Consider the following 26126-nt stretch of genomic DNA (forward strand, 5'->3'; position numbering starts at 1 on the left):
CCGTTCAAAGAAAATTGTTTATTAGGCAGAAAAAATGACCTTATCTCACGAGCAAGAATATCAAAATAGCTGGCAAGAGCGTCAAGATTATGCAGAAAGCATGCAACCCCTAATCGGTCGTCTATACCGTAACAAAGGCGTTGAAATCTCTGTATACGGTCGTCCTCTTGTAAGTGCAAGCACCATTGATGTTATCAAAGCACACAAAACAGTAGCGCGTTTTGAAGAGCGTAAACTACGTCTTCGTGAAAGCTTTCCATTCTTAGAAGTGATCAGCAAAATGGAATTAGCACCGGGTCGCGTTGACCTTGGTAAGCTAGCTTATGCCTACATTTATAAAAATGCAGGTGAAGGACGCTCAATCGAAGAGTTTTTAAATGCAGAACTTGCAGAATTACTAAACCAAGGCGCACGTCCAGAACCTCGCGACGTCGTTCTTTATGGTTTTGGTCGCATTGGCCGTTTATTAGCACGCCTACTTATCGAACGTGGCGGCTCTCACGCTGATTTACGCCTACGTGCAATCGTTGTTCGCGGTGGCCGCGATGGTGATCTTGAGAAACGTGCAAGTTTATTGCGCCGCGACTCAATTCATGGTCCTTTCAATGGTTCAATCACAGTAGACCATGAAAAAGGTGCGATCAAAGCAAACGGTAACTACATTCAAGTTATCTACGCAAACTCACCTGAAGAAGTAGATTACACAAAATACGGTATTGAAAACGCACTTATCGTAGACAATACAGGTGTTTGGAAAGACGAAGATGGCTTAGGTAAACATCTTAAGTCAATCGGTGCGTCTAAAGTGCTACTTACAGCACCAGCTAAAGGTGACATCAAAAACATCGTTTATGGTGTTAACAACTCAGACATCCAATCTGAAGACAAGATTGTATCAGCAGCAAGCTGCACAACTAACGCAATCACACCGGTATTAAAAGCACTTAACGACAAGTTTGGTATTAAGAATGGTCACGTAGAGACCGTTCACTCTTACACTAATGACCAAAACTTGATTGATAACTACCACAAAGCTGAACGTCGTGGTCGTAGTGCGGCATTGAACATGGTTATTACCTCAACGGGTGCTGCTAAAGCGGTTGCTAAAGCACTTCCGGAGCTTGCTGGTAAGCTAACAGGTAATGCAATTCGCGTACCTACACCAAACGTATCAATGGCTATTCTTAACCTTAATTTAGGTAAAGACACAACAGCTGAAGAGTTAAACGAATTCCTTCGCGAATCTTCACTTTACTCAGAGCTACGCGACCAAATCGATTACACTGCGTCAACAGAAATCGTGTCTACAGACCTTGTAGGCAGCCGTTATGCTGGTGTTGTTGACTCTCAGGCTACTATCGTTGATGGTGACCGTGTTGTACTTTACGTTTGGTACGATAATGAGTTTGGCTATAGCTGTCAGGTTGTACGTGTAATGCAGGATATGGCAGAGGTTAAATTCCCAAGCCTACCTCGCTAACATAACAATTTGCGATAAAAAGCCAGCACCAGCTGGCTTTTTTAGTTTTTGAAATAAGTTGGTTGTGGTAGGCTTGCAAAAATAGGCTAGCTACAATTAGCTAACAAAATGTTATCTGCTAATTTTGAACACGAAAGAGAAAATTTCGTCACACTACCCCGTGATTTATTTTCTTGAAAGTGGATAGAAGTTATACCAATTAGCAACAATACTTGATCAATTTGAAGGGGTACATCTGACGCTAACTGTGTTAAAAATTTTGCTATTTAGAGCAACTGAAATAGCAAAATTTTTGCCTTGCCTACTTGGATTTAGGTATCTTGGCAGTAGCAGGATGTGGCAGCGGAGTTATCGACATGATTTTTTCGCCTCAAAGTAGACCACTTAGTTAAGATAATTGGTATTAGTTTGGTAACTGTGTATTTACACAACAATTTTTAACTTACTTAGGGAAACCTATGCGCATTACGAGCAATTTCGATAGTGGGAATATCAAGGTAATTAACGCGACATCACCTACAGATATCCAACTAGAAATCAATAAAGACAATGAATCTGATTTTTTCCAGTGGTTTCATTTTAGACTTGAGTCTACACCTTTCATAGAGCATAAAATTCAAATTAATCAGTTACTGGATTCTGCTTACCCAGAAGGTTGGGATGACTATCAAGCAGTTGCATCTTATGACCGTCAAACTTGGTTCCGTGTACCAACACGCTATGAAAATGGCACATTGACTATTGATTTTGAACCAGAGTGCGCGCACACGTATTTTGCATATTTTGCGCCTTATAGTTATGAGCGTCACCTGGACCTCGTTTATTGGGCGCAGTCACATGATGCCTGTGTCGTTGAGACATTGGGTCAAACGTTAGACGGAAGAGATATGAGTTTGCTGACTATTGGCGAACCATCACCAGAGAAGAAAAAAATCTGGATAACCGCTCGTCAGCACCCAGGTGAGACAATGGCAGAGTGGTTTGTTGAAGGACTACTTCACAAACTACTTGATGACGAAGACTCTCATGCCGCTGCACTTTTATCAAAAGCCGTTTTTTATATCGTGCCAAATATGAACCCAGATGGCAGTGTACGTGGCCACCTTCGCACCAACGCAAAAGGCGTTAACTTAAATAGGGAATGGCAAACACCAACTCTAGAACAGTCACCAGAAGTTTATTACGTGCTTAATAAAATGCGTGAAATAGGGCTGGATATGTACCTAGATATTCATGGTGATGAAGCTTTACCGTATAACTTTGTTGCGGGTAGTGAAGGTATCCCAAGTTACGACGAGCGATTAGCGCGTTTAGAAGAATCGTTTAAGGCGGCACTGTTAACCATCACACCTGAGTTCCAAGATGAATTTGGTTACGATAAAGATGCACCGGGAGAAGCAAACCTTACCGTGGCCTCATGTGCTGTGGGTGAAACGTTCAAGGCGTTGGCTTATACTGTTGAAATGCCGTTTAAGGACAATGCAAATCTACCAGACCCGTACTTTGGCTGGTCAGACCGACGTTCATATCAATTCGGTCAAGACACGTTAGCGGCAATCCTAAACGTAGTTGATGACTTAAGATAAATACAAGAGCGGGTAATCATGATTGATTACCCGCTTATTTTTGTATGATTGTAAAAACAAATAATTAACATAAAGACGTTTTTAAAACACCTCAACAGGGTGTAATAACAACAATAAAGGGGAATAATCGTGGATGCGTTAGGCAGCTTATTAGATAGCTTAGATGGGATGTTAGGTGGTTCACCTTGGTTCCCGTATGTGTTGCTGGGGGTTGGTTTATTTTTTACCATTTACCTGAAATTTCCACAAATACGATATTTCAAACATGCGTGTAAGGTGGTGACGGGAAAATACGATAAAAAAGGCCTAGAAGGGGATACCACGCACTTCCAAGCACTGGCAACAGCACTCTCTGGTACGGTTGGAACAGGTAATATTGGAGGGGTGGCTCTGGCGATTTCAATTGGTGGACCCGCGGCACTCTTTTGGATGTGGATGACGGCATTTTTTGGTATGACAACCAAATTTGTGGAAGTGACCCTCTCTCACAAATATCGCGTGCAAACAGATGATGGCACAATGGCAGGGGGTCCTATGTATTATATGGATCGCCGCCTGAACATGAAATGGTTAGCGGTGTTATTTGCAATCGCGACTGTTATCAGCTCATTCGGTACCGGTAGCTTGCCGCAGATAAACAATATTGCACAGGGCATGGAAGCGACCTTCGGTTTTGCTCCGATGGCCACAGGTGCAGTGCTTTCAATTCTACTAGCGCTTGTTATTTTAGGTGGTATTAAGCGTATTGCAGCCATTACATCTCGTATTGTACCACTGATGGCCGCTATCTATATTTTGGGATCTTTTGCGGTTATCTTCTACAACATTGAGAATATTGTTCCTTCGTTTCTTTCTGTTTTTACTGATGCGTTTACGGGCTCAGCGGCTGCAGGGGGCTTCTTGGGAGCTTCTTTTGCCTATGCGTTTAATCGTGGCGTAAACCGTGGCTTATTTTCTAACGAAGCAGGTCAAGGCTCTGCACCCATCGCGCATGCTTCGGCAAAAGCCGACGAGCCAGTGTCAGAGGGGATGGTTTCTATTTTAGAACCATTTATCGACACCATCATTATCTGTACCTTGACTGGACTTGTTATCTTGTCCTCAGGTGTGTGGACTGAAAAATTCGAAACTCACTTCGAGCGTTCATCAATGATTATTCTCGATGGTAAATATGACGAGTCTAACCAGCAAGACCGAGAAGCTCTATATGCTTACTTAAATGGTAAAAAAGAGCACAATGTAAAACCATTCAATGGCGAAATTGAAGTTGTACAGGGTAAAGCCGTAACGGAAAACTTCACGGTTATCCATTCGCGCTCCATTGGCGAGAAAGTACGTTTTGGTATTACTGAGCGTCACAAATACACTGGAATTGTTGAGGTGAAAAACGGGTTACCAACAGACAATAGCATAAGCTTGATTGGTCACTCGCTGGTTCATTCTGCTGAATTAACAACTAAAGCATTTACCAGAGGCTATTTAGGCGAAAATGGTAAATATATTGTCTCTATTGGTTTGTTGTTGTTTGCATTTTCTACAGCAATTGCGTGGTCTTACTATGGTGACCGAGCTATGATTTACTTGCTAGGTAGCCGCTCTGTGATGCCGTATCGAGTATTTTATGTGGCGGGTTTCTTTTGGGCGTCGTTTGCAGATACAACTCTGGTTTGGAAACTTGCAGCGGTAGCAATTGTTGTGATGACGCTACCTAACCTGTTTGGTATTTTCCTGCTACGAAAAGAAATGAAATCTTCGGTGAAAGATTACTGGGAAGATTTCAACAAAGAACACAAACAGTGAGCGAATTTTAATTAAATTTATCTTGTCATCTAAGGACAAGGCATCGCAAAGGTAGTAGAATAGGGCACTTCACAGGTGCCCTTTTTTGTATAATGGAGAAGTAACACGATGGCAATAGCACAGTGCCCCAGCTGCAATAAATCTATTTCCTCCAAACACAAGTCCTGCCCTCATTGTGAAACCAATTTAGCAGACTTTTCTCAAGAAGACAGAGAAAGAGCAGCCTCTAGAAATCGCGTCAAGCGTCAACAAACAGTGATGAATTATTCATTTATTGCACTGATCCTAGTGCTTGGCGGATTCTTATATATTTATTGGCAACAGCCTGCGCCTAACTCCTTCGAAATGATAGCAAGTAAAAGCGCGATAGGTATTGGCACGGTTTGGTACTTAATTAATCGAGTAATACTCGTTATTTTGAAAAAGAAAAAGTAGTAATGAATGTAGATAGCTTAGTTCAAAATATTACCCCAGAAATATTCGAACGTTTGCAATATGGTGCAGCGACGGGGAAGTGGCCTGATGGTACGCCTCTTAGTGAAGCCCAAAAAGAGCAAACGGTTCAGTTGGTGATGCTATACCAAGCAAAGGTAGTCAAATCCAACGAACAATTCACCATAAACGAAAAAGGTGAGATGGTGCAAAAATCCAAACGCGAATTACAACAAGAATTCAAAGCCGATAATGAAATAGCTAGGTTCAGTGAAAATGATCTTTAAACACCTTTTTACACCGAAATGGAAACACCCTAAAGTAGACGTTCGTTCACAAGCGGTAGACAAATTAGATCTAAGTAAAGATGCGACATTGCTCCACACTCTAGCGCTCGAAGATGAGTCTGCGCAGATCCGGAAAAAGGTTCTTACCAGAGTTAATGATCTGGGGCTTTGGTGGAAAGTTTATAAGCAAGATAGTGAGCTTAAAGAACTGGCAGAGCAAAAAATATCTAGTGCTGTTATCAACCGAGATAATGCGCTGCTGCAAGAAATTCGTGAAGAGTACATAGAGCGTTATGCCCCGGTGAAAACGCTCGAAAAAGTTGCTGTGCGTGAAACAGACTCAAGCAATAAGGTTAAACTGCTAAAGCGCTTAGCAAATGTATCATTAATTGAAAAGACGTTTAAAGATGGTGACGAGTCACTTCAAGCATTAATGCTTGATCTTATTTATCAGCACAGTCTTGAAAAATCTGTATTAAAGAGCGCTAAAGGTAAGGCACTAGGAGCCATTGAGCATGCGCTTGAGCAACAGCGGCTAGCTAAAGAGATGCCAGCACAAGTGGCTGAGCAAACACGAGTTGTACTTGCGAAACTTAATGCGCTACGAGATAAGGCCGATTTTGAGCAAGTGAATACACAAGCAGAGCAGTTGTTTGCACAGTGGCAAAGTATTGAGCTTAAATGGCTTGACGAAGAGACGGTTGCGACACTTGATGCTAAGTATCAGCTTGTTTCAGAAAAACTGCACCGTCATTTAAAATCGTTACATGCAAAGCACCAAGCCTTACAAGAGGAGCTAAAAGCTAAACAGGATCAAGCACTTGAAATTGCCGAGTTCACTGCTGAGTTGGAGGCAATTGAAAAGTCAGTGGAAGTTGCATGTTTAGCTCTGGATTTAGCACCACATGCAGGTCTTGTTGAGCGCGTAGAGATGCTAAGAAGCAAGATGGCATCTGCACAGTACGTCAATACTACTGACCTAAAAGATTTGCAAAGTAAGTTAAATAATATTGAACGAGATTTATCAAACTTGCCAAGCATAATCGAAGCTAACGAAATGTTTAACCAGGCATTAAGCGCGCTTAAGGCTATCGAAGCACCAGATGCTATTGAGCAACTCGATGCACAAATGCAAGCTCAAAAAGATGCGTATGTGGTGGTAAGAAAGTCCCTAGATGCCTTACCAAAAATGCTACAAAAACCAGCTAAAGTGCAACTTGCAGAGGTTAGCCAGACATTTATGAGCGCTATAGAGCCTCTTAAAGCTGAGCAAGATAAAGCCTTGAAAATCGCTAAGAAAAAGGCACGAGATGTACAACGGCTCATTGATCAGGGTCGCTTCAACGTGGCATTTGGCGTTTTCAATGGGTTTGTAGAGCAGTATGAACTACTCACACCACACTACAAAAAACAGCTTGAAAGTCAGCATGACAGCTTGTCTAAAGCATTAAATGATTTAAAAGATTGGCAGAAATATGCAGCAACGCCAAAGCGTGAAGCCTTATTGAGTGAACTTGACAACAAGTTACAAGAAGAGGATATCGACCCGCAGAAGCGTGCTGAAGAGGTGAAATTACTTCGTGCGCGCTGGAATGAATTAGGCCATGTAGAGAGCGACGAAGAAAAAGCACAAGCGGTGCTATTTGATGAAAAAATAGAATTGTTATTCGCTCCTTGTAGAGCATATTTTGCTGAACAAGAAGTCCTTCGTGAGCAGGCTAAAGAAAAGCGTGAAGCAATTATAAATGATGTAGAGGCTTTATTAACTTCGCTTCAAAGCGAAAATAATGATTGGCGAGAGGTTGAAGCGCAATTTAACCGTCTTGCTAAAGCATGGAAGAGTGCTGGTAATGTTGATGCTAAGGTATATCAAAAGCTGAATGCCACTTACCGTCAACATCATCAAGCAATTTATGAGCAGTTAAAAGCATTCCACCAAGGCAATGCTGTTGAAAAAGCAAAACTTGTTGAAATTGCCGAGCAGCAACTTGAGTCGGATGACTTAGCGGCATCTTGTGAGCTACTTAAGTCGCTTCAAAAACAATGGCAGCAAATTGGCTTTGCAGGTGCAAAACAAGAGCATACATTATGGAAAGCGTTCCGTGCGCATAATGACGCTGTATTTGAAAAGCGCAGTGCTCAATATGCTGAGCAAAAAGCACTCGAGAAAAGTCTTGAAGCTGAACAGCGTCAGCTGTTAGCTGAATTAGACAGCAAAGTGATTGAAGCCGTAACACAAAATGAGCTGATAAACATTCGCGAGGAGTTAACAGCGACATCAGTGGTAGCTGCGCTTAAACAAGAGAAAAGCCGATTGCTATCACAGGTAAAGTCAAAGCTAGATGACTTATTTTCATCGCAACGCCGCGAAAAATTTAACGAGTTGGTGAGTGCTGTTGAAAACGGTGACGTGATCCCTGCAACATGGCAGGGAAGCAATAAAACTGGACTGACTGCTCAACAGTTAATCTTGCGACTTGAAATACTAACAAATCAACCGACCCCAGCGCAGTGGCAAAATGATAGAATGTCGCAACAAGTTGCCATGCTTGATGCTAAGCTGCAGGGAGAGGAATGTAGCCTTGAAACCTATTTGGTCAGCTATTTAGCTGAGGTAGACCAAGATACCTTAAAGAGCGCTAAAGATAGATTACTGGCAATCTTAAACGCATGATCAATAAAGCCCATTTAACCACAGGTTAAATGGGCGTCTTCTGTACGCTTTACTTTTATCACACTGAAATTGTCTTAGTACATGCTTAGTTTTAAGAAACTAACTGAGCAAACTTTATTACATAAAAACAATGTATTAGCTTGTTTTTTAGTCTGACCACAGGTTAATGACCTGTCACGTGTTTTGCTTTTAATAACTTCGCAAGCTCAATGGTATCCTCAATTGCTTTTTGCTTAGAGTCTTGGTGCCTTTGGTCGTTAAACTCTTGATACTCAGATGCGATTTCGTAAAAATTGTCAGCACCTAGGTAAGGAGAAAGTTGCTCTATATGACTGCTTAAATGGTTTAAATGGTGCTGTGTTCCTCCTTTTTTAAACTCGCACTCTCCCCATGATGCTAACAAGACGACTGACTTACCTGAGAGTATTGGTAATAGCGGCTTGTCCCCCCTGGCTAAATCAAAGCTAAAAGTCTGGTTGACCCTAATGACCAGATCAAACCATGCCTTCAATACAGCAGGCATACCATAGTTGTACATAGGGCTTGAAATTACAATAACATCTGCATCTTTGACTTCTTTTATGGCTAGATCTGATGCCGCAAGGATCTGTTGTTGCTCCTCACTCAAGCTATGCTTTTCGAATGCAGCAGCAAGAAAGGCTTCGTCGATAAAGGCGGGTTGATGAATCGAGAGATCTCGATGCACTACCTCTACATCTAGCAGATCAGCCGATAGCTCATTTAAAAAATGTTCGCCCAGCATCCGTGAAATAGACTGATGTTGTGGATTATGGTCATTATACTTTCTTGCACTTGAACTTATGTATAGAATGTTTTTCATTAGTTATCTCCATTTATTAATTAAGCTTATTCTCTTGTTAATAAAGCTTTTTAACAAATGAGAAGATCAATTGGATAGATGAGGTTAACTTAACTATAGGTTCGTTATGCTTAAAAATTTACCGTCTCTAAACAACGTTAAAACTTTTGCTATAGCTGCTCATCTGATGAGTTTCAAAGAAGCTGCGAAAGTACTCAATGTTACGCCGACCGCGGTATCACATCAGATCAAGGCTCTTGAATCTCATTTGAGAGTACCACTATTTGAACGCCATACTCGTGCAATAAAGTTAACGGCTCAAGGTCAAGCACTGGCCAAAACGTGCTTTGATACGCTAAATACATTGGACAATGCGTTTGTTGAGTTTAGTCCTCACCAGAAGGACTTGCTTATTTCATGCTGTAATTCATTTGCTGCGTTGTGGCTAGCGCCAAAGATGGGCATCATCACGAGTTTATTTCCGCACCAAAAGGTGGTGATTTGTGCAAGTGATAAACTCATAAACTTAAATGAAGATAAGCATATAGATATTGCACTCCGTTATGGGCATAGTCAGTCTAACGCCGAAGAAACATGTTTGGTCACAGAACAAATAGGCGGTTATTGTAGTTTAAATTATCAACCACCGGTTGGCAGAAAGCCGGTACTCTTTGTTACACATTGGCGTGATGACGAGGGGTTAAAAAATATTCCTTGGAAAAACTATGTAGATGAAAATTTATATGAAGTTCAGTACTTTGAACAAGAGCACTTTGTATTGCAAGCCGCACTGGCCGGACAAGGGGTTGCCTTAGTAAGCAATGTGCTGGCTAGATCTGCGGTTGAATGTGGCTGGTTAAAGCAATATGAAAATATATCGAGTTTTGTGGGATACAGCTATTGGTCAAGAAAGACAGCTCACCGTCGAAATTCATCAGAATTACATCAATTTTCAAATTGGCTCGAAAAAGAACTAGGGCGTACTTGTTAACCTCTTTGTGTACATTGGTTACGGCAGGACGTCCACAGACGAAACCCAATGGATTTACACCAAATAGCCCAAACTGGCTCGAAAGAGAATTAGCGCGTACCTTTTTGATCTTTTAGGTGTGATTTTAGCCAAGAAAACATAAAAATGTTGTTTTGGTTTTTGTTCTATACTTAAGTTGGAATAGGGATAAACAGTTAGTCGCGCTTAAAAATGTATCAACTTACAAAATATCTTAAATATTAATTCAAGCACTGGCCACTTGGGTTTCTGCCTAACCAATTTTTAATAGATCTGTATTAAGACTTTGTCGCACGGTGGTAAATGATGAAATCGTTTTTTCTAATTATAGGATTGCTTTTTTCGTTATCGGCTTTATCAGCCGAGTATACTTTTGCATTTGTACCTCAGCAGTCAGCAAATAAGCTAGCTAAAAACTGGCAGCCCGTTTTAAATTATATTAACGACAAAACCGGTGATAAGTACATCTTCAAAACGGCAAAAGATATTCCCACTTTTGAATCTCGGTTGCTAAATCAAGAGTATGATGTCGCTTATATGAATCCATATCATTTTATCGTGTTTAACAAACAAGCGGGGTATGAGGCTATAGCGAGACAAAAAAACAAACAAATAAAAGGGATTATCGTGGTGAAGAAAGGCTCTGGTGTTAATACCTTATCACAGTTACATGACCACGTTCTAGCTTTCCCTGCGCCAGCGGCATTTGCGGCGAGTATTTTGCCAAGGAGTGAGTTGATGAAACAGGGGATCAGTTTTACCCCTCGTTATGTTTCGTCTCATGACTCCGTGTATCTTAATGTCGCCAGAGGCTTTGTTAAAGCCGGAGGTGGCGTGATCCGAACATTAGAAAATACCGACCCTGAGATAAAATCTCAACTGGATATTTTGTGGACTACACCAGGTTACACTCCTCATGCGTTTGCGGTAAAACAAGATATGCCGCAAGAAGCCAAAGCTAGGCTCACGCATGCACTTACGTCACTGGCAAATAGTGAACGAGGGCGAGCACTACTTGCGGCCGTTAACTTTACAGCCATCATGCCCGCATCCAATGCACATTGGCAGGATGTTGAAGCGCTTAATATAGATATATTAGTAGGGAAAGAATAATATATGAGGTACTCGCTGAGGCTAAAAACAATGATAGGTACTGCGATAATTGAAGCGGTACTGCTCAGTGCGTTAATACTCATTGTTATTGACTTTATGATGGTGTCTGCAAACGATGCAATGAATAAGCGGGCAACCACCACTTCTAGATTATTTGCCAGCGCGACTAAAAATGCCGTGCTCTCCTATGATTTGGCCACATTAGATGCTTTTACAGCCGAATTACTTACTAATCCTGACATTCTTTATGTCAAAGTTGTTGATGTTAAATCAAACTTATTATCTTATGCTGGCTCGAGTGAGTTTAAAACGCGTTTATCTGAGCCTGATAGCTTGGTTGAGGAAGTAAGTGACGGCATTTTTGATGTGCATACCAGCATTACGGAAGGTGGGACACATTTTGCGACGATACATATCGGAATCGATATCGGCGCGATTAACCGTGCCATGTCGGAAGTAAAGCGTTGGACAATTTCGATTGCATTATTTGAGATGGCACTGGTTGCTATTTTTTCATATATATTGGGAGTGTACTTGACTACCAATTTATATCGACTAAAAAGCCAGGCGAAAAAGATAACTAAAAGCGTAAAAGATGAAGTATTTGATTTCAAATGGCAACCAATTCAAAGCCGGGATGAATTACAAGAGTTATCTGCTGCCTTTGACGAACTCTACCACACACTAACCGAAGAACACCAGCAGCGCCAACAGTATCAGCGTGAACTGATACAATTAAACAAAGATTTAGAACGTTTAGTTGCGCAAAGAACGCAAAAGCTGCACCACAAAAACCAACAGCTTGAAAAAATAAACCAAGAATTAGAAACAGCTCAGCAACAACTTATACATTCAGAGAAAATGGCATCTATCGGAGTGTTAGCCGCAGGGGTAGCTCATGAAATTAATAATCCACTTGGCTTTGTTACCAGCAATATGGATGTAATGAAGCGCTACCATAGTGACTATGTGGCACTTGCAGAGCATGCAATGGAGGCGAAAAATACAGGTTCAGTGCAAACCATGGCGGAGTTTATTGACCGCAAGGATTTTGAATTTCTAAACAGCGACAGCAAAGCACTAATTGAAGAGACTGAGTCGGGCTTACAGCGAGTGTCAACAATTGTCAAAGATCTCAAACAATTTTCGCGTGCAGATAGTCTAGATTTACAGCCATGTGATGTGAACGCTTGCATAAAAACGACCTTAAATTTGGTCGCGAGTGAGTTAAAATATCAGGCTAATGTGTCGACTAAACTGAGTCAGCTCCCCCCTGTACAGGCAAACATGGGCAAGCTGATACAAGTACTAACCAATTTATTGATTAATGCTTCTCAAGCACTTGATGGACATGGGGAAGTGAGTATTTCGACAAGTATGGAGAATGACCAAGTTATCATTCGAATACAAGACAATGGTGTGGGGATTTCACCACAAAGTATCGATAAAATCTTTGATCCATTCTTTACGACTAAGCCAATTGGCAAAGGCACTGGGCTGGGGCTATCAGTAAGTTATGACATCATCAAAGAGCATGGGGGAAAACTCACCGTGCAGAGTGAAGAAGGAGTTGGGAGCTGTTTTACTATCAATTTACCCGTATTACAAAATAGCTGAATATAAAAAAGTGATACTTCTATTTTACAAATTCAGATATTGTAAATTATCTAGCGATCAATTAAGTTTTACATAAAATGGGAACAATTGGAGCACACCAAGGTGGAGTTGGATATTAGCTCGGATATAAAGCTTCAGAGTTTATCTGTTGAGCATACAAAAATACTCTTTTGCTGTGTGCAAGACAGCCGCGCTAGTTTAGAGGCTGTACTGCCATGGGTAAACGATATTCAAGTAGAATCTGATGCTAGACGGTATATTGAAACGAGAATAAATAATTCGGTGGGTGGACTGTGGTCGGCAATTGAGTTCAAGCAACAGTTTTGTGGTGTCTTTGGCATAAAATATGTTGACCCTAAAGCGCAAAATGCAGAGGTCGGATATTGGCTTGGAGCGCACGCGCGTGGTCATGGCATTATTGGTCAAGTGTTGACACAGGTGATAGCCAAGCTACGTGCGGTAACAGATATTAAGTCGATAGAGTTTCAGTGCTTAGCCTCTAATACCGCCAGCCAACGGATCATTACAAAAGCGGGAGGCCAACTTATTGGTTCTGTCACGGATCAGACAAAAACGAGTGGTGACGAGGCGCTATACGTGTATCGCCTATGGCTTTAACTTTGTTTACAACATGGCACGTTCAGTGGTAAGTGTTTGAGCCATTATTGCTCAAACACAGTGATGGTTTGCTAGCTTGCGGTTAATGCTTTGCCTCGTACCCTTGCAGTTAGCAATGCAGGAAGAAGAGGCATCATGATCATGCCGAACATTAACATATATTGAAATAGCGAGAACGCCTCACCCAGCAGTATCATACCCGTTAAAATGCCAGCGAGCGGGTTGGCAATACCACCAAAAGCAAACTCTACTACCGACATTCGTTGCAAAGCCCATACATACAAGCTGTAGCCAAGTGCCGTATTAAGTACGACTACCCACACAATACCGACGAAATTGACCACAGAAAAGCTATCAAAAGCTGCAATATAGCTAGTTGGAGCGATAATACCTTGAAACGCAGCGGCAAGTGTTAGCATCGTGCCACCAATAATCAATTGCCAAGTTAGCACAGTCCACCAATGCATACGACCGCCAAGAGATTTAGTAATGGCGCTGCCAATTACAATACAGGTTATTGCTGCAAGCATTGCCCCTAAGCCAAGCGGGTTTAAGCTAAGAGAGCTTGGATCAAAAAGCAACCAAGCCAGAAAGATGAGTGCAGCCCCGCATAACCCTTGTGCTAACCCCGGCCGCTGCTTGTGAACAAGCCAATGATAAAACATAGCGAACACGGGGACAGATACCATGCCAACACTAGATATGGCTGATGGGAGTGTTAGCGCCATTATAAAGATCATGCCAAAGAAGATGGCGATATTAATTGCACCGAGACCGAACAGTATCGGCCAGTCTTCTTTTTTTGGTGTACTGGGCTTTATAGCCAACAAAATCAGTCCAGCGGGAAGTGCCCTAATAGCACCCAGTAAGAGAGGAGGCCAGTCTGCAAGTGTGTATTGTGTTACCGCATACGTAGTTCCCCATAAAAATGCAGGGATCATTGCGAGAAGTATATTCACGTTAATTATCTTTATATTGAGATACTTCTCGCTAAGGTATTACTAAAAACACTTTTTGTAAAGTATCTTTATGTTAAGATATTTATTTACAAAGTTTGTTGTTGAGGCAATTATTGATGGACGCAATTGACAGAGTACAAGAGCAGTGGGCTCGTGAAAAACCACACTTAGAGACAACACCAATGGCGATAATGGGTCGCTTGGTGCGCATCGCTAAACATATGGAAGCCGAAGTAGAAAAACTACACAAGCGATACGGTTTAAACCTAGGTGAATTTGATGTACTAGCTACCCTACGTCGTAGTGGCGAGCCTTTTCGCTTAACTCCATCAGAGTTATTTAAAACCATGCTACTGACCTCTGGCGCTATGACTAATCGCTTAGATAAGCTGGCGGCAAAAGGACTGATTAAACGAGAACATTGTAAGGAAGATCGCCGCAGTGTGACTGTTGAGTTGACAGCTGAAGGACTAAGCTTGATTGAAAAGCTGATTGAGCCGCATATCGCGCTACAAGCTCAATTAGTGCAGGAGTTGGAGCCCGAACAGCGAGTATTATTGAATGAATTACTAAAAGGGTGGTTAAAGCAGTTCGAGTGAATGCTAAAAATAAAGAGCAAATTTATTTACTGTGACTTATTGGCTGAAATTTAAAACGTGTAAATACCTGTTTATTTATACAGTTTTGTTGTATAAGCTTACCAATGAGAATAACAAAGGTGAAAATAATGACAATAACGTATCAATCTCAAGCTCCCAGTCCACACGAATTTTGTGAAATGCGAATAAAAGCTGGTCTTTCTCCCAAGTCTATAAAAGCAGCAGAAATCGCATTGCCAAATAGTCTCTACATTATTACTGTGCGAGATCACGATAACTTAATTGCCATGGGACGAGTGGTAGGGGATGGCGCTTGTAACTTCGAGGTTGTAGATGTTGCGGTTGATCCTGCCTATCAAGGTCAAGGGCTTGGTCGTAAAGTCATGGAATATATAGATGACTATTTATCGTCCGTTGTGTTAGAAGGCTCTTACGTATCGATGATCGCTGATGAACCTGAGTTTTATAAAAAACTCGGTTACAAGTTGGTTTCCCCCGCGAGTCAAGGCATGACAAAAAAGTTCAGACCTAACGTTTAATAAAGTATTGAGTGCTCGTACCTATCTGTTTAGTATAAAGTTTTTTGGTGAAATGCTGAAAGTAAGTAATAAAGCCTCAAATGCAGGTTATATTCTAGCTTGCAAATTCTTATCTAGCCTGCGACTCTGCTACATATCATGTACTTAGCCACTAGGAGTGAACATTGACGATAAGGACATATACAGAAGACGACTTTCAGTCGATAGAAGAGATTTACAATCTATCCAAATTAGATGAGCTGGCACAGGAAGCTGCTGAGTTTACTTTACTACCGTTGTCAGAAGATATACCACGGAATGAGCAGCTATTCGAATCTCAAATATTTGTTTATGAACTGGGGTCGATAGCAGCATTTTGCGCTCTCTGTCATACAGAAATCAGGGCACTATTTGTACATCCGGATCATCGAGGAAAAGGAATTGGCAAAGACTTACTGAAGTACTTACTTTCTCTTACTTCGCAAGAAGCAAGCCTATACGTTGTCGCTTCAAACTGTGTTGCTAAAGAAGTGTATAAAAGTGTTGGCTTTGTGGTTACTGAAACATTTGAAACCACTTATAACTCTGTTGCCGTAACCGTAGATAAAATGGTAAGAAATAAAGGCTAGTGGGGCACACTACACAGTTGCTAGTTACCATGCCAATTGGCCTTAATACTTGCACTATTTGAAGGCGTAAATCTGATCCTAACTGCGTTCGAAACTTCTTATTTAGAACAACCAAATAGCATTATTTTTGCCCTACCTACATAGATAATGAGACGAACACCTCAAGTGCAAACGGCGTCGCATGCGCCATTATTGAGTATATGCAGGTATCTTGGTGCTAGCATGAAGCAATAGCGCTGTTATCGACAAGATTTGTTCGCCTCTACATAGCAAGCTTATTTAATACCAATTTGACTTAATACTTGCTCAATTTGAAGGAGTAAATCTGACGCTAACAGCGTTAAAAATTTCTCATTTAGAACAACTAAATAGCAAAATTTTTGCCTAGTTATCGACAAGATTTTCTCGCCTCAAAATAGACCACTTAATTAAGCAAATTGGTATAAGATAACTGGCATAATTTCTAAGTAAAACAGGGTATAAACCCTAAACAAAAAAGCCACCTTGTTAGGGTGGCTTAATCTAAATCTGCATCCGATTATTTATGCTTTACTGCCCACAAATGCAGTAGTTCGTGTGCAATGGTGGCGGCGGCGATTGCGGTAAGCTCGCTTTGGTCGTAGGAAGGAGAGACTTCTACTACATCCATGCCTATCATATTTAATCCTTGCAGTGCGCGTAAAATCTTCAGCACTTTGTTGCTGGTTAGACCGCCGCATACTGGTGTGCCTGTGCCGGGTGCGAATGCTGGGTCTAGGCAGTCGATATCAAAGGTTAAATACACCGGCAAGTCGCCGACGCGTGTTTTGAGTTGCGCTGCTATTTCTTCAGCGCTTAAGTCATTTGCTGCCATCGCATCAATCACGCCAAACTCGTGGCCTTGCTCTGTGTACTCGGTTCTAATGCCAATTTGCATTGAATGCTCTGGGCTTATTAAGCCCTCAATTGGAGCATGATAGAACATAGTACCGTGGTCATAGCGTGAACCTTGGCTGTACGTGTCTGTGTGCGCATCAAAATGTACGAGTGCCATTTTGCCGTGAATTTGCTGATGAGCACGCAGCAATGGCAGGGTCACAAAGTGATCGCCACCTAGGCTTAATAGCGTTTTGCCTTGTTGCAAAATTTGCAGAGCAGCTAGCTCGAGTTGCGCAGTGAAATATTCAGGATCGCCAACTGGATATGTGAAATCGCCAGCGTCTTGTAGTTTTATTTTGTCCCACAATGCAAATGACCAAGGGTATTTTTTACTTTCCCAAGCCAAATGCACGGATGCGCGACGGATCGCATCTGGACCCAAGCGTGCGCCTGGGCGTCCAGAGGTTGCCAAATCAAATGGCAAGCCAAGTACCACAACGTCTGCATCAATATCTGTGATATTGCGTACCATTGGCTGACGTAAAAACGTCATGCCGTTGGAGTACAGAGAATGATCGGTGTGATCGAATAAATGGCTCATGGGTTAAAAATCTTCCAAATAAGTATAGCCGTCAAGGCCGGTTTCAAGCTCTGCTAGGCAGGTTGCTTGCTCTTCAAGCGGTAGTTTGCTTTCAACAAGGTTGGCAAAGTTACGCTTAAATTGTTCAACATCAAGGTGTACATAACGCATCATATCGGCAACGGTGTCGCCTGCATCGATATTACCCAGCGATAATTCGCCCTGATCGTCTAATGTGGCTACAACAGTGTGGGTGTCGCCAAATAGGTTGTGCATGTCACCTAAAATCTCTTGGTATGCACCCACCAATAAAAACCCCAATAAATAGGGTTTATCTTTGCAAAACTCAGGTACAGGCAATGTTGCTTCAATACCTTGGCCATCCACATAATGCTCCACCGTACCGTCAGAATCACAGGTAATATCTAGTAATACCGCGCGGCGCTTTGGTGCCTCTGTTAATCCACTAAGTGGCAGTACAGGGAATACCTGTTCAATACCCCAAGCGTCTGGCAAAGATTGAAATAGCGAGAAATTCACAAAGAATTTATCTGCAAGCTTAGCGCTGAGTTCGTCAATAATTGGGCGATGGAAACGGTTTTTGTTATCCATACGCTTGTTTAGCTCATAACATACACGCAGGTTTACTTGCTCCGCCCAAGCTCTTTGCTCAAGACTTAATAGGCCCATCGCAAATTGGCCGTGTACTTCTGCCAAGTCGCCTTGGGTATCATGAAAAATTTCAATCAACGCACGGTCATCGCTCTGCTCGTTGAGTGCCTGCCAAGACGTCCACATATTGTGTAGCAGTCTTGGGGCGTCACTTACCGGTGCAGTTATCTCTTCTACTTGGTAGCTTTCGGTGCCAATCACATCGGTGATTAATACCGCATGATGGGCAGTTAACGCACGTCCCGACTCAGAGATGATCTTTGGCATTGGCTGATTGTATTGCTTACAGGTATCGCCTATGGTGTAAACGATGTTGTTTGCATATTCAGCTAAGCTGTAGTTCATCGAGTTGGACGACTGGCTGCGAGTTCCATCGTAATCCACTGCAAGCCCGCCACCTACGTCTAAACTCAACAGGTTTGCACCTAAACGGCGTAATTCGCAGTAGAATCTAGCGGCTTCACCCACACCAACGCGAACGTCACGAATGTTGGCCATTTGCGAGCCTAAGTGAAAGTGCACCAGTTGCAGCGCGTCTAGTATGTCAGCGTGCTTTAATTGGTTAACAACCGTAAGCACTTGCGATGCAGATAGGCCAAATTTGGACTTTTCGCCGCCGCTTGCTTGCCATTTGCCTTTACCTTGTGATGCCAAACGAACGCGTAAGCCCAAGCGTGGTTTCACGTTTAGTGCTTTGGCTTCTGCCATCACGATGTCGAGCTCAGAACGCTTTTCTAAAACGATATAAACTTGGTGACCTAATTTTTCACCGATAAGCGCAAGACGGACATATTCTCTGTCTTTGTAGCCGTTACATACAATCACTGCGCTGGTTTTTTCACTGAGCGCCAATACAGTAAGTAACTCAGCTTTACTGCCAGCTTCTAAGCCTAGCTGTTTTTTATCACTTGCCGCTTGGCTTGCAATAAGTCCCTCAATGACTTCTTTTTGTTGGTTTACTTTAATTGGGTAAACCAATAAATAATCTTCTGGGTAGCTGTAATCAGAAATCGCCTGATTAAACGCACCAACAATATTATGTACACGCTGTTCTAGAATTTGTGGAAAACGCACTAGCGCAGGTAGGGTATAACCCTCAGATTTAATTTGTTGTGCAATGTTTGTCAGAGTTACGGCGTGCTGTGGTTGCTGTTGGTTCGGCATCGCAGTAACCTCTCCCTGATCATTAATACCAAAGAAGCCTTGGCTCCAGTGGCGCACGTTGTAGCATTCACGTGCTTGCTCAGAAGAGATAAATTTGGTCATTCAAGTTCCTTAACATAAGTTAGAGTTCAGCCTGCAGTGCGCCATCATTGGCGGCTACTCACTGAGTGAAAGGTCTAATTAACCTGAACTCGCATAAAAACCTGTTCTCTAGCAGCTGCTATCCCTTACTACTGCGTTAAATTTGTTTGCAATAGACTGGCTATTGATGCACAAATTTGCCTTGTATTAAGAAATAACATCTGGCTAGCGTGTTATTACGCTTTTGAACATGGATATTTTTGGTTGATTAACCAACTTTTTATACCGTGTTCAGGTTAATTAATTTTCGCGCATTAGACACAAATAGAGAGTCCCAGTCTAATGAGTTATTTTGCTCGTCAAGAGTGACAAATCTTACCCTCAGTTTAGTCGCGGGTGCCTCTAAGCTAGCTGCAAGTTTTAATGTTCCAAGCGTATTGATTGGGTTAACAATAGTGTCATTTGGTACCAGTGCTCCTGAGCTTACTGTTAGCATTCAGTCAGCTGTTACGGGGCAAGGTAGTCTCGCTTTTGCTAATGTGTTAGGCAGCAATACCTTTAATATTCTTTTTATACTCGGAGTATCTGCCCTGATTGCACCACTGGTGGTTTCACAAGAATTAGTGAAAAGAGACATTCCAATGCTAGTGATCGGCAGTTTTATTGTTACTGCATTAGTCTGGGATGGCAGGCTCAGTCAGTTAGACGCAGCATTATTGTGCTCGCTTTTGTTATTTTATGTCGCTTATTTGTTTATCCAAGGCCGCATGCTTAGTAATAAGAATAATGAACCGACGCCATCACAACAACCAAACCGTTGGCGTGAGCGCGCAGTTAGCATACTGCTATTTATCGTAGGGCTTAGCTTGTTGATATTTGGCGGACAATTGATGGTTGAGAACGCGGTGCAACTTGCCCGTGCTTTAGCAGTGGATGAAGTTATGATTGGCTTAACCATTATTGCTATTGGCACGTCGCTACCAGAAGTGGTTACCTCCGTCATGGCGAGTATAAAAGGGCATGCTGATATTGCGGTAGGCAATGTTATTGGTAGTAATTTATTCAATTCATTGGGTGTACTTGGCGTGACCGGACTTATCAGCGCAACCCCTTTAGAAGTGACAAGCCGTATGCTGAATGTTGATATTTCAGTCATGATCGTTGCAACGATACTTTGTACGCCATTACTCATTTCTGGGTTAATACTCAGTCGCAAAGAGGGAGGCATCTTATTTATAGGCTACGTCGCATACTTTGTTTACACTTTGATATAATAAAGTTTCAGAAGTTTCTGAAACTTTATTGAATTCATTAAGGGAATTGCTTAGTATGTTTTTGGAGCAAACAATAAATGAGAAAGGACAATGAAAATAATAACATCAGCAGTACTGGGGCTCGTCGCTTGTAGTTCAGTGGCCAGCGCTAACCAATCAGCTCATGAGCACAATTATCAATATGTGGAAATAAACGGCAACAAACTTGCCTATGCTTGCAAAGGAGAGGGCGAAACAACGGCACTTTTACTTGCTGGAATGGGCCTTGATGCTCATGAAACCTACAAAAACACCATTCATAACATAAATCCAAAAGGCTATCGCTTATGTTTTTATGATAGAGCGGGCACCGGAAAAAGCACTTTTGCAAAGCCTCGAGTACGGACTATGTTGGAGCTTACACAAGAGCTTGAGGCATTTACTCAAGCCACTAAAATGGATAATTTGGTACTTGTGCCTCACTCATTTGGTGGTTTTGTTGCAAGAGCCTATGCCAACCGAAACCCTGAAAAAGTGAAAGGGATGGTACTTATTGATATCGCTCATGAGTCTTGGTATCACAATATGAAAAGTAAGATGTCCAAAGAAGCATGGAAGATCATGGATTGGATCGTCAACTGGGAGCGAGATACTCATTCATTAGAAGATTTGGAAGAAGCTTCTGCCCATACAGAGATGTATAAAATCAACCGGAAAATGCCAGTTACGATACTGTCGCGTGGGATCCCTCATGTGACTATCCGCTCTACCGGTATGAGTTATGCTGATGTTGATGTTTACACGCAAACGTCAAAAGATTCCCAGATAAAACTGCAAGAAATTGGTGACAATGTCACCGCTGTTACCATGAAATATGCTTCTCACCTATTTGATGAGACAGATCCATTTATTGCCATTAAATATATTGAAGAAATGGTAAATAAAGTAAAATAATACTTCTTACTCATTGGGGGAGTGGTTATACTGCTACCCCTTGGGTTTGCTTAAAGGGGTATTGTATTCTGGCACCTAGTTTTGTCTATATAAGTTGAGAGATTGAGTGCTGATAAACCCTTTTAGTAGAACAAGAATTAAACCGTAAAGATTAACAAATCCCAACTCTACATAATAAAAATGATATTTCCTCAGCATAACACTAGTTCAAAAATTACTCTTTACCTGTTAGCGATAGCCGGGCTAAGCGGATCATTGTTCGCAGTCTTGGGGGTTTTTATTCATCCTACTCCCATCTTAGTATTTGATTTTGCAACTAGTATTATATGTATAATGGTGTCGTTTAAGCTTTATCAACAGCAATATAAGGCATTGATGTGGGCGCTGATACTGGGGGGGCTAATGACAATAGGCATTAAAGTTGAAGATACCTTAATTCAGTTTACATCAGGGTTATTATTAACTGTTCAATTAAACCTAGAGCACATTTCAGTTAATATCAATTTGCTCGGTTTTATAATCATAGCAACAGCACTCACCGCAAAAGTTAAACTCGACAGTGTAGAGGAAAGGTAAATGGAATTAATTCATTATCTACAAAGCTATTTCATTACAAAGGAACACTTACTTCGCGAATCGCGGCTATCACAAACTGAGTTAAATGAATTAATTGAAAAGCGGTTGATGCCAAAAGCCGCTTATAGATTAGCCTTAAACTTGAAATGCGATTCTTTCTTTGGTGCGCACTGTGATAATAGTAACCTCGAGTTTTATCCACAAGGCGCTTTGGTATGGCTTGGAGTGGTCTCACAATTAAGAGATGAAGCACAGGCATTTGATGTCTTTAGTCACCGTTATAAGGGGCAAATTAATAGGCTAAAAACACAGGGGTTTACAACGAAAAATACGAAGCTTAACGGGAATATTGATAGCCATCTTAGTAGCGAATGGCAGTATTTTCTCGATGGCATTTATGGACTTTGTACTAAAACGGGGCTGCCCGAAGATATTGCCAACAAAGAAGCTGCCATTATCATCATTAATGAATATCTCGCTTTAGAGCATGACCTCAGCAAAACAGAATTAGTGAAGCTGCATCAAGCTATTAACCTGTTGGATGACGCAAGTACGCAATTTGCCCCCCATGAGCGTGAACAGAGCTCTCGAAAACGTTTAATTGAAAATGTGAGAGCAAAATTTCCTGCTCCTTCCGAGTTATAATAACTTCTTGAGCAATAAAGTTACATTTGTAACTTTATGTTATCATTTAAAAGCATACTCTATATTCTTGGTTTTTACATAATGCAAATCAAGGATAATGATGAAAAATATACTATCAATGCTATTGTTGAGTGTTTCACTTAGTATTCCACTTTTGGTATCGGCTGAAAGTCACACTCTCAGCACACCTGCTGCTTTCACACAAAATAGCTTCCCCTCACTTCCCACTATAGACAGACGATGGCAAGACAAGTCAGATTCATGCCGTTATGTCGCAGGTCATTCGTACGGATTACCTCATAACGACAATATGGGGGGAGTCAATGTACCAATGGTAATACATGAAAATGAGTGCTATGTTCGCGGATTAACAACACAGAGTACTTTCCCTGACGAGTTAAGAGCACAACTGGGTGCTGAAGTTGATCAGCATTTCAAGGTTGTAGAACATAACTTTAGCGAAATATCCACTGATGCAATAAACGAGATTGCGGCAGAATCAGACACGCGTGTGCGCAATATTAAATCGAAAGTTCAAAGTCCGATGCGTTTATTCATTGATGGAATTGTTAACGCCCATGGGGATGTCCCTGTGTTTATAACCGGCTTTGATATCGAAACGGTGGGACATTTACGAAAATATCAACTCGGTTTGCCTATAAATGTTTATGTAAAACTAAGCTATAAAAAATATCAGTGTGAAAGGAACATATAATGTGTTTGACCAACGCTTCACAGGGATACCTAACTTCGTACAGTATAAGCCAAGTGTAGACGTTGATGTACAACTACCTTGGTTATTTAGGTTGATAGATGAACTAACGCCCGGAATATTTGACAGTATGTATGAGAGGTTTGCCCTTGTGGTCACCTATATTTTTGAACTTATTGGTATCGAAATGGGCCGAGATATACCTACAATAATCGCCCACAATAGTCAGCTATTACGACAGTCTTTTACACCAATCACTGCTTTAAGAGACTATGGTGTTGGTGACCATGTATATTTAGATATGGAAGCTTCTAGAAACTGGGTTTATATAAAAGATAAAAATACTACTTATGTTGTTTCTGAGGCTTTTCTTGTGATGCAGTAACGGGGAGGTGGGCGATGACAAACTTGAGCCTCGGATAATGAAGTTTTTCTAATGAACAATTGTAGTGCTAGCTGTGTTTAATTCACTGCCTAGCACGTCAACTGAAAGAAAAATGGTGAGTATTAAGTTAGCGCTCTTTTGAATGCTAACTATTATCTGAAATCAGACATTATCACCATGTATAAATCTTATAATTGAAAAAAATATATAATTAAACATCACCGCAGGTTAGCTAGGAGAACTCGGCAATGATTAATACTTTTTTATGTTTGGCGCTATAAAAAACAATACCCTCTCCGCCACCGTCGACATATATTGAAAAGCTGAAGGTGCCAAGATAGCTAAAGTCAACACCACTTTGTTCGTCGAAAAAGCCAATTTCGCGGGAAGCATAGTGGTCGTAATTATCGCCACTCTCTTCATCTATGGCGTCAAAATAGCGAGTCTCATCATCACTCTCTTCATCCCACAAGTAGGCATCCCAGTTGCAACCTAGCTCAGGTTGTCCACCAAATTCAAATAACGGTTCACCATCTTCAGCCTCATTCAGTGACATATTCAGAAAAGTGTGTTTTTTATAGAAACTAGCGGCTTTTTGATAATATTCACCATAGCTTTCAAAGTCATCACTGAGACTCTCCAAGTAGCTAGCGTCTACTTGCCAACCATGGTCAGTTAATGAATAAACTATATAGGGAACGTCACCATCAAATATTGCCATCGAAATTGGCATTGCAATCAGTATGTTATCTTTATCATCTTGGGCAAGCTTCGTAGTTGAAAGCAACCCAAGTGGCAATAGTTGTTTTTCGTTAAAGGTAACCTGTTCATTACTGGGAAATGGCGTGTAAAAATTGCTTTCTTTTGTAATACGGGTAGGTGAATAAGTGACTGCTGAGTCTTTGATATGTAGTGCCATAAAGCAATTCCTTTTTATGGTTTGATTAAACTAAGCGTAGATTTAGTGCAGAGGATAAGTATTTTTTGTATTTAAATCAATGAATTAGGGTTTTACTTAGAGTTTGACGTTATATTTGACAAGTCATTGATGTTTAGTTCAAAGTTCTTTAAAGATTTGTCAGTATTAGAACAACATTGACGTGATAGGAGAAATATCATGGGGGCGGGGACTTTTAAGATTAAAAAATATGAGTTTGGCAGAGCTCGAGACGGCAGTGCAGTGGGCGCAGCAAGAGGGCTGGAACCCTGGAGTAAACGACGCGTATTGCTATTTTCACGCAGATCCAAATGGTTTTTTTGATGGGGTACTTAGGTGATGAGCCTATTGCGACGATTTCTGTGGTTAAATATGATGGCGGTTTTGGATTTTTAGGCTTTTATATCGTCAAGCCTGAATATCGTGGTCGTGGCTATGGCATAAAAATGTGGCATGCCGCAATGCAATATCTAAAAAGCTGCAATATTGGCCTAGATGGTGTTGTTGCGCAACAAGAAAATTATGAAAAGTCTGGGTTTAAATTAGCTTATCGCAATATACGTTATGAGGGCATAGGAGGAGGAGATAAGCCACACCTTACAAACCTTGTTTCATTAAAAGATATCTCATTTGACGTACTTAAAGCCTATGAAGAAAAGTTTTTCCCTGCGCCCAGAACGGAGTTTTTGCAAGCTTGGATCCATCAGCCAAACAGTTATGCATGTGGTATTTACGAGGAGGGAAAGCTATTTGCGTGCGGCGTTATTCGTCCTTGCCATACTGGCTATAAAATTGCACCGTTGTATGCAGAGTCGCCAGAATTGGCTGAACAAATGTTTTTAGCGCTTAAATCTCAAGTACCACAATCTTCACCTATCTATTTAGATGTGCCTGAAGTCAATGCTGCGGCAATTGCGCTGGCTCAAAAATTCCGATTGTCGGCTGTATTTGAAACTGCACGAATGTACACAGGGCAATTTCCAGAGCTGCCACTGGAGAAAGTGTTTGGTGTAACCTCATTCGAAATAGGCTAATAAATTAACAAAAAGGTGAAAGTAAAACAGTATTAGATGACACTTTGATTGCTTGTTTACGTTTGTTTACGAATATTAGTTCACTACTTTTCCTTATATAATAATAAGTTATGACTTGTTTTGTATTTGTCAAC

The 26126-nt window shown here is 41.4% G+C and carries 26 protein-coding genes; 21 read left to right on the forward strand and 5 right to left on the reverse strand.

The window, feature by feature from the left end; translation table 11 throughout:
• Positions 1-34: 34 nt before the first annotated feature.
• From J8Z24_RS07420 to J8Z24_RS07445, 6 genes are all read left to right on the forward strand, one after another.
• Positions 35-1480, forward strand: coding sequence for a glyceraldehyde-3-phosphate dehydrogenase (locus J8Z24_RS07420; protein ID WP_252095531.1), 1446 nt, complete (start codon positions 35-37; stop codon positions 1478-1480).
• Between the two features lie 458 nt (positions 1481-1938).
• Positions 1939-3066: a M14 family metallopeptidase gene (locus J8Z24_RS07425; protein ID WP_128732239.1), complete on the forward strand. Its 1128-nt coding sequence runs from the start codon at positions 1939-1941 to the stop codon at positions 3064-3066.
• Positions 3067-3195: 129 nt separating this feature from the next.
• A complete protein-coding gene (locus J8Z24_RS07430; protein WP_128732238.1) occupies positions 3196-4866 on the forward strand; it encodes an alanine/glycine:cation symporter family protein in 1671 nt (556 codons plus the stop codon).
• A gap of 108 nt (positions 4867-4974) precedes the next feature.
• A complete protein-coding gene (locus J8Z24_RS07435; RefSeq protein ID WP_125254389.1) occupies positions 4975-5301 on the forward strand; it encodes a hypothetical protein in 327 nt (108 codons plus the stop codon).
• 2 nt (positions 5302-5303) lie between these two features.
• Complete coding sequence (locus J8Z24_RS07440; RefSeq protein ID WP_125254388.1) at positions 5304-5585, forward strand: YeaC family protein; 282 nt, start codon at positions 5304-5306, stop codon at positions 5583-5585.
• On the forward strand, positions 5575-8259 hold the full coding sequence (locus J8Z24_RS07445; RefSeq protein WP_252095532.1) for a DUF349 domain-containing protein: 2685 nt from the start codon (positions 5575-5577) through the stop codon (positions 8257-8259). The genes J8Z24_RS07440 and J8Z24_RS07445 overlap by 11 nt, the downstream gene beginning before the upstream one ends.
• A gap of 163 nt (positions 8260-8422) precedes the next feature.
• Here the strand turns inward: J8Z24_RS07445 and J8Z24_RS07450 are convergent, their stop codons facing one another.
• Complete coding sequence (locus J8Z24_RS07450; RefSeq protein WP_125254463.1) at positions 8423-9100, reverse strand: FMN-dependent NADH-azoreductase; 678 nt, start codon at positions 9098-9100, stop codon at positions 8423-8425.
• A 106-nt stretch (positions 9101-9206) separates the two neighbouring features.
• Here J8Z24_RS07450 and J8Z24_RS07455 point away from each other — a divergent pair, with 106 nt between their 5' ends.
• The 4 genes from J8Z24_RS07455 to J8Z24_RS07470 all read left to right on the forward strand — a co-directional run bounded on the left by J8Z24_RS07455 (position 9207) and on the right by J8Z24_RS07470 (position 13436).
• Positions 9207-10070: a LysR family transcriptional regulator gene (locus J8Z24_RS07455; protein WP_286037144.1), complete on the forward strand. Its 864-nt coding sequence runs from the start codon at positions 9207-9209 to the stop codon at positions 10068-10070.
• Between the two features lie 324 nt (positions 10071-10394).
• The gene (locus J8Z24_RS07460) at positions 10395-11201 is read left to right on the forward strand and encodes a phosphate/phosphite/phosphonate ABC transporter substrate-binding protein (protein WP_252095625.1); all 807 of its coding nucleotides are present in this window, start codon (positions 10395-10397) and stop codon (positions 11199-11201) included.
• Between the two features lie 3 nt (positions 11202-11204).
• The gene (locus J8Z24_RS07465) at positions 11205-12818 is read left to right on the forward strand and encodes a sensor histidine kinase (RefSeq protein ID WP_252095534.1); all 1614 of its coding nucleotides are present in this window, start codon (positions 11205-11207) and stop codon (positions 12816-12818) included.
• Positions 12819-12905: 87 nt separating this feature from the next.
• The gene (locus J8Z24_RS07470; protein WP_252095535.1) at positions 12906-13436 is read left to right on the forward strand and encodes a GNAT family N-acetyltransferase; all 531 of its coding nucleotides are present in this window, start codon (positions 12906-12908) and stop codon (positions 13434-13436) included.
• A gap of 71 nt (positions 13437-13507) precedes the next feature.
• On the opposite strand, the gene J8Z24_RS07475 is transcribed toward J8Z24_RS07470, so the two are convergent.
• The gene (locus tag J8Z24_RS07475; RefSeq protein ID WP_176033591.1) at positions 13508-14395 is read right to left on the reverse strand and encodes a DMT family transporter; all 888 of its coding nucleotides are present in this window, start codon (positions 14393-14395) and stop codon (positions 13508-13510) included.
• Positions 14396-14511: 116 nt separating this feature from the next.
• On the opposite strand from J8Z24_RS07475, the gene J8Z24_RS07480 reads away from it, so the two are divergent.
• From J8Z24_RS07480 to J8Z24_RS07490, 3 genes are all read left to right on the forward strand, one after another.
• Positions 14512-14994: a MarR family winged helix-turn-helix transcriptional regulator gene (locus J8Z24_RS07480; protein ID WP_125254105.1), complete on the forward strand. Its 483-nt coding sequence runs from the start codon at positions 14512-14514 to the stop codon at positions 14992-14994.
• A gap of 128 nt (positions 14995-15122) precedes the next feature.
• The gene (locus J8Z24_RS07485; RefSeq protein WP_252095536.1) at positions 15123-15533 is read left to right on the forward strand and encodes a GNAT family N-acetyltransferase; all 411 of its coding nucleotides are present in this window, start codon (positions 15123-15125) and stop codon (positions 15531-15533) included.
• 164 nt (positions 15534-15697) lie between these two features.
• On the forward strand, positions 15698-16141 hold the full coding sequence (locus J8Z24_RS07490) for a GNAT family N-acetyltransferase (protein ID WP_252095537.1): 444 nt from the start codon (positions 15698-15700) through the stop codon (positions 16139-16141).
• Between the two features lie 538 nt (positions 16142-16679).
• Here J8Z24_RS07490 and speB read toward each other — a convergent pair.
• Together speB and speA are read right to left on the reverse strand one after the other, a co-directional pair.
• Positions 16680-17600: an agmatinase gene (speB, locus tag J8Z24_RS07495; RefSeq protein WP_252095538.1), complete on the reverse strand. Its 921-nt coding sequence runs from the start codon at positions 17598-17600 to the stop codon at positions 16680-16682.
• Positions 17601-17603: 3 nt separating this feature from the next.
• Entirely contained in the window at positions 17604-19517 is a 1914-nt protein-coding gene (gene speA / locus J8Z24_RS07500; RefSeq protein ID WP_252095539.1) for a biosynthetic arginine decarboxylase, read from the reverse strand.
• Between the two features lie 344 nt (positions 19518-19861).
• Between speA and J8Z24_RS07505 the strand changes: the two genes are divergently transcribed.
• From J8Z24_RS07505 to J8Z24_RS07530, 6 genes are all read left to right on the forward strand, one after another.
• A complete protein-coding gene (locus J8Z24_RS07505; RefSeq protein ID WP_252095540.1) occupies positions 19862-20770 on the forward strand; it encodes a calcium/sodium antiporter in 909 nt (302 codons plus the stop codon).
• A gap of 90 nt (positions 20771-20860) precedes the next feature.
• Positions 20861-21703, forward strand: coding sequence for an alpha/beta fold hydrolase (locus J8Z24_RS07510; protein WP_147390336.1), 843 nt, complete (start codon positions 20861-20863; stop codon positions 21701-21703).
• 402 nt (positions 21704-22105) lie between these two features.
• On the forward strand, positions 22106-22279 hold the full coding sequence (locus J8Z24_RS07515; RefSeq protein WP_241651574.1) for a hypothetical protein: 174 nt from the start codon (positions 22106-22108) through the stop codon (positions 22277-22279).
• Complete coding sequence (locus tag J8Z24_RS07520) at positions 22280-22924, forward strand: DUF6058 family natural product biosynthesis protein (protein ID WP_252095541.1); 645 nt, start codon at positions 22280-22282, stop codon at positions 22922-22924.
• Positions 22925-23024: 100 nt separating this feature from the next.
• Positions 23025-23639 (forward strand): hypothetical protein, encoded by a 615-nt coding sequence (locus J8Z24_RS07525; protein WP_252095542.1) that lies wholly within the window; start codon positions 23025-23027, stop codon positions 23637-23639.
• 1 nt (position 23640) lies between these two features.
• Positions 23641-24021 (forward strand): hypothetical protein, encoded by a 381-nt coding sequence (locus tag J8Z24_RS07530; RefSeq protein ID WP_252095543.1) that lies wholly within the window; start codon positions 23641-23643, stop codon positions 24019-24021.
• Between the two features lie 232 nt (positions 24022-24253).
• Here J8Z24_RS07530 and J8Z24_RS07535 read toward each other — a convergent pair whose 3' ends face one another.
• The gene (locus J8Z24_RS07535) at positions 24254-24940 is read right to left on the reverse strand and encodes a hypothetical protein (RefSeq protein ID WP_252095544.1); all 687 of its coding nucleotides are present in this window, start codon (positions 24938-24940) and stop codon (positions 24254-24256) included.
• A 229-nt stretch (positions 24941-25169) separates the two neighbouring features.
• Between J8Z24_RS07535 and J8Z24_RS21835 the strand changes: the two genes are divergently transcribed.
• Together J8Z24_RS21835 and J8Z24_RS07540 are read left to right on the forward strand one after the other, a co-directional pair.
• On the forward strand, positions 25170-25298 hold the full coding sequence (locus J8Z24_RS21835) for a hypothetical protein (protein WP_286037145.1): 129 nt from the start codon (positions 25170-25172) through the stop codon (positions 25296-25298).
• On the forward strand, positions 25282-25992 hold the full coding sequence (locus J8Z24_RS07540; RefSeq protein WP_252095545.1) for a GNAT family N-acetyltransferase: 711 nt from the start codon (positions 25282-25284) through the stop codon (positions 25990-25992). The genes J8Z24_RS21835 and J8Z24_RS07540 overlap by 17 nt, the downstream gene beginning before the upstream one ends.
• Positions 25993-26126: the final 134 nt, after the last annotated feature.

It is taken from the genome of Pseudoalteromonas sp. SCSIO 43201, from assembly GCF_023716725.1.
Taxonomy (GTDB): Bacteria; Pseudomonadota; Gammaproteobacteria; order Enterobacterales; family Alteromonadaceae; genus Pseudoalteromonas; species Pseudoalteromonas peptidolytica.

Coding starts and splice junctions, on each gene's coding strand:
- J8Z24_RS07540 (WP_252095545.1), top strand. CDS start 25,282: ATGGGGTACTTAGGTGATGAGCCTATTGCGACGATTTCTGTGGTTAAA.
- J8Z24_RS21835 (WP_286037145.1), top strand. CDS start 25,170: ATGAGTTTGGCAGAGCTCGAGACGGCAGTGCAGTGGGCGCAGCAAGAG.
- J8Z24_RS07535 (WP_252095544.1), bottom strand. CDS start 24,940: ATGGCACTACATATCAAAGACTCAGCAGTCACTTATTCACCTACCCGT.
- J8Z24_RS07510 (WP_147390336.1), top strand. CDS start 20,861: ATGAAAATAATAACATCAGCAGTACTGGGGCTCGTCGCTTGTAGTTCA.
- J8Z24_RS07440 (WP_125254388.1), top strand. CDS start 5,304: ATGAATGTAGATAGCTTAGTTCAAAATATTACCCCAGAAATATTCGAA.
- J8Z24_RS07520 (WP_252095541.1), top strand. CDS start 22,280: ATGGAATTAATTCATTATCTACAAAGCTATTTCATTACAAAGGAACAC.
- J8Z24_RS07455 (WP_286037144.1), top strand. CDS start 9,207: ATGCTTAAAAATTTACCGTCTCTAAACAACGTTAAAACTTTTGCTATA.
- speA (WP_252095539.1), bottom strand. CDS start 19,517: ATGACCAAATTTATCTCTTCTGAGCAAGCACGTGAATGCTACAACGTG.
- J8Z24_RS07480 (WP_125254105.1), top strand. CDS start 14,512: ATGGACGCAATTGACAGAGTACAAGAGCAGTGGGCTCGTGAAAAACCA.
- J8Z24_RS07420 (WP_252095531.1), top strand. CDS start 35: ATGACCTTATCTCACGAGCAAGAATATCAAAATAGCTGGCAAGAGCGT.
- speB (WP_252095538.1), bottom strand. CDS start 17,600: ATGAGCCATTTATTCGATCACACCGATCATTCTCTGTACTCCAACGGC.
- J8Z24_RS07445 (WP_252095532.1), top strand. CDS start 5,575: ATGATCTTTAAACACCTTTTTACACCGAAATGGAAACACCCTAAAGTA.
- J8Z24_RS07485 (WP_252095536.1), top strand. CDS start 15,123: ATGACAATAACGTATCAATCTCAAGCTCCCAGTCCACACGAATTTTGT.
- J8Z24_RS07450 (WP_125254463.1), bottom strand. CDS start 9,100: ATGAAAAACATTCTATACATAAGTTCAAGTGCAAGAAAGTATAATGAC.
- J8Z24_RS07515 (WP_241651574.1), top strand. CDS start 22,106: ATGACAATAGGCATTAAAGTTGAAGATACCTTAATTCAGTTTACATCA.
- J8Z24_RS07460 (WP_252095625.1), top strand. CDS start 10,395: ATGAAATCGTTTTTTCTAATTATAGGATTGCTTTTTTCGTTATCGGCT.
- J8Z24_RS07465 (WP_252095534.1), top strand. CDS start 11,205: ATGAGGTACTCGCTGAGGCTAAAAACAATGATAGGTACTGCGATAATT.
- J8Z24_RS07425 (WP_128732239.1), top strand. CDS start 1,939: ATGCGCATTACGAGCAATTTCGATAGTGGGAATATCAAGGTAATTAAC.
- J8Z24_RS07525 (WP_252095542.1), top strand. CDS start 23,025: ATGAAAAATATACTATCAATGCTATTGTTGAGTGTTTCACTTAGTATT.
- J8Z24_RS07435 (WP_125254389.1), top strand. CDS start 4,975: ATGGCAATAGCACAGTGCCCCAGCTGCAATAAATCTATTTCCTCCAAA.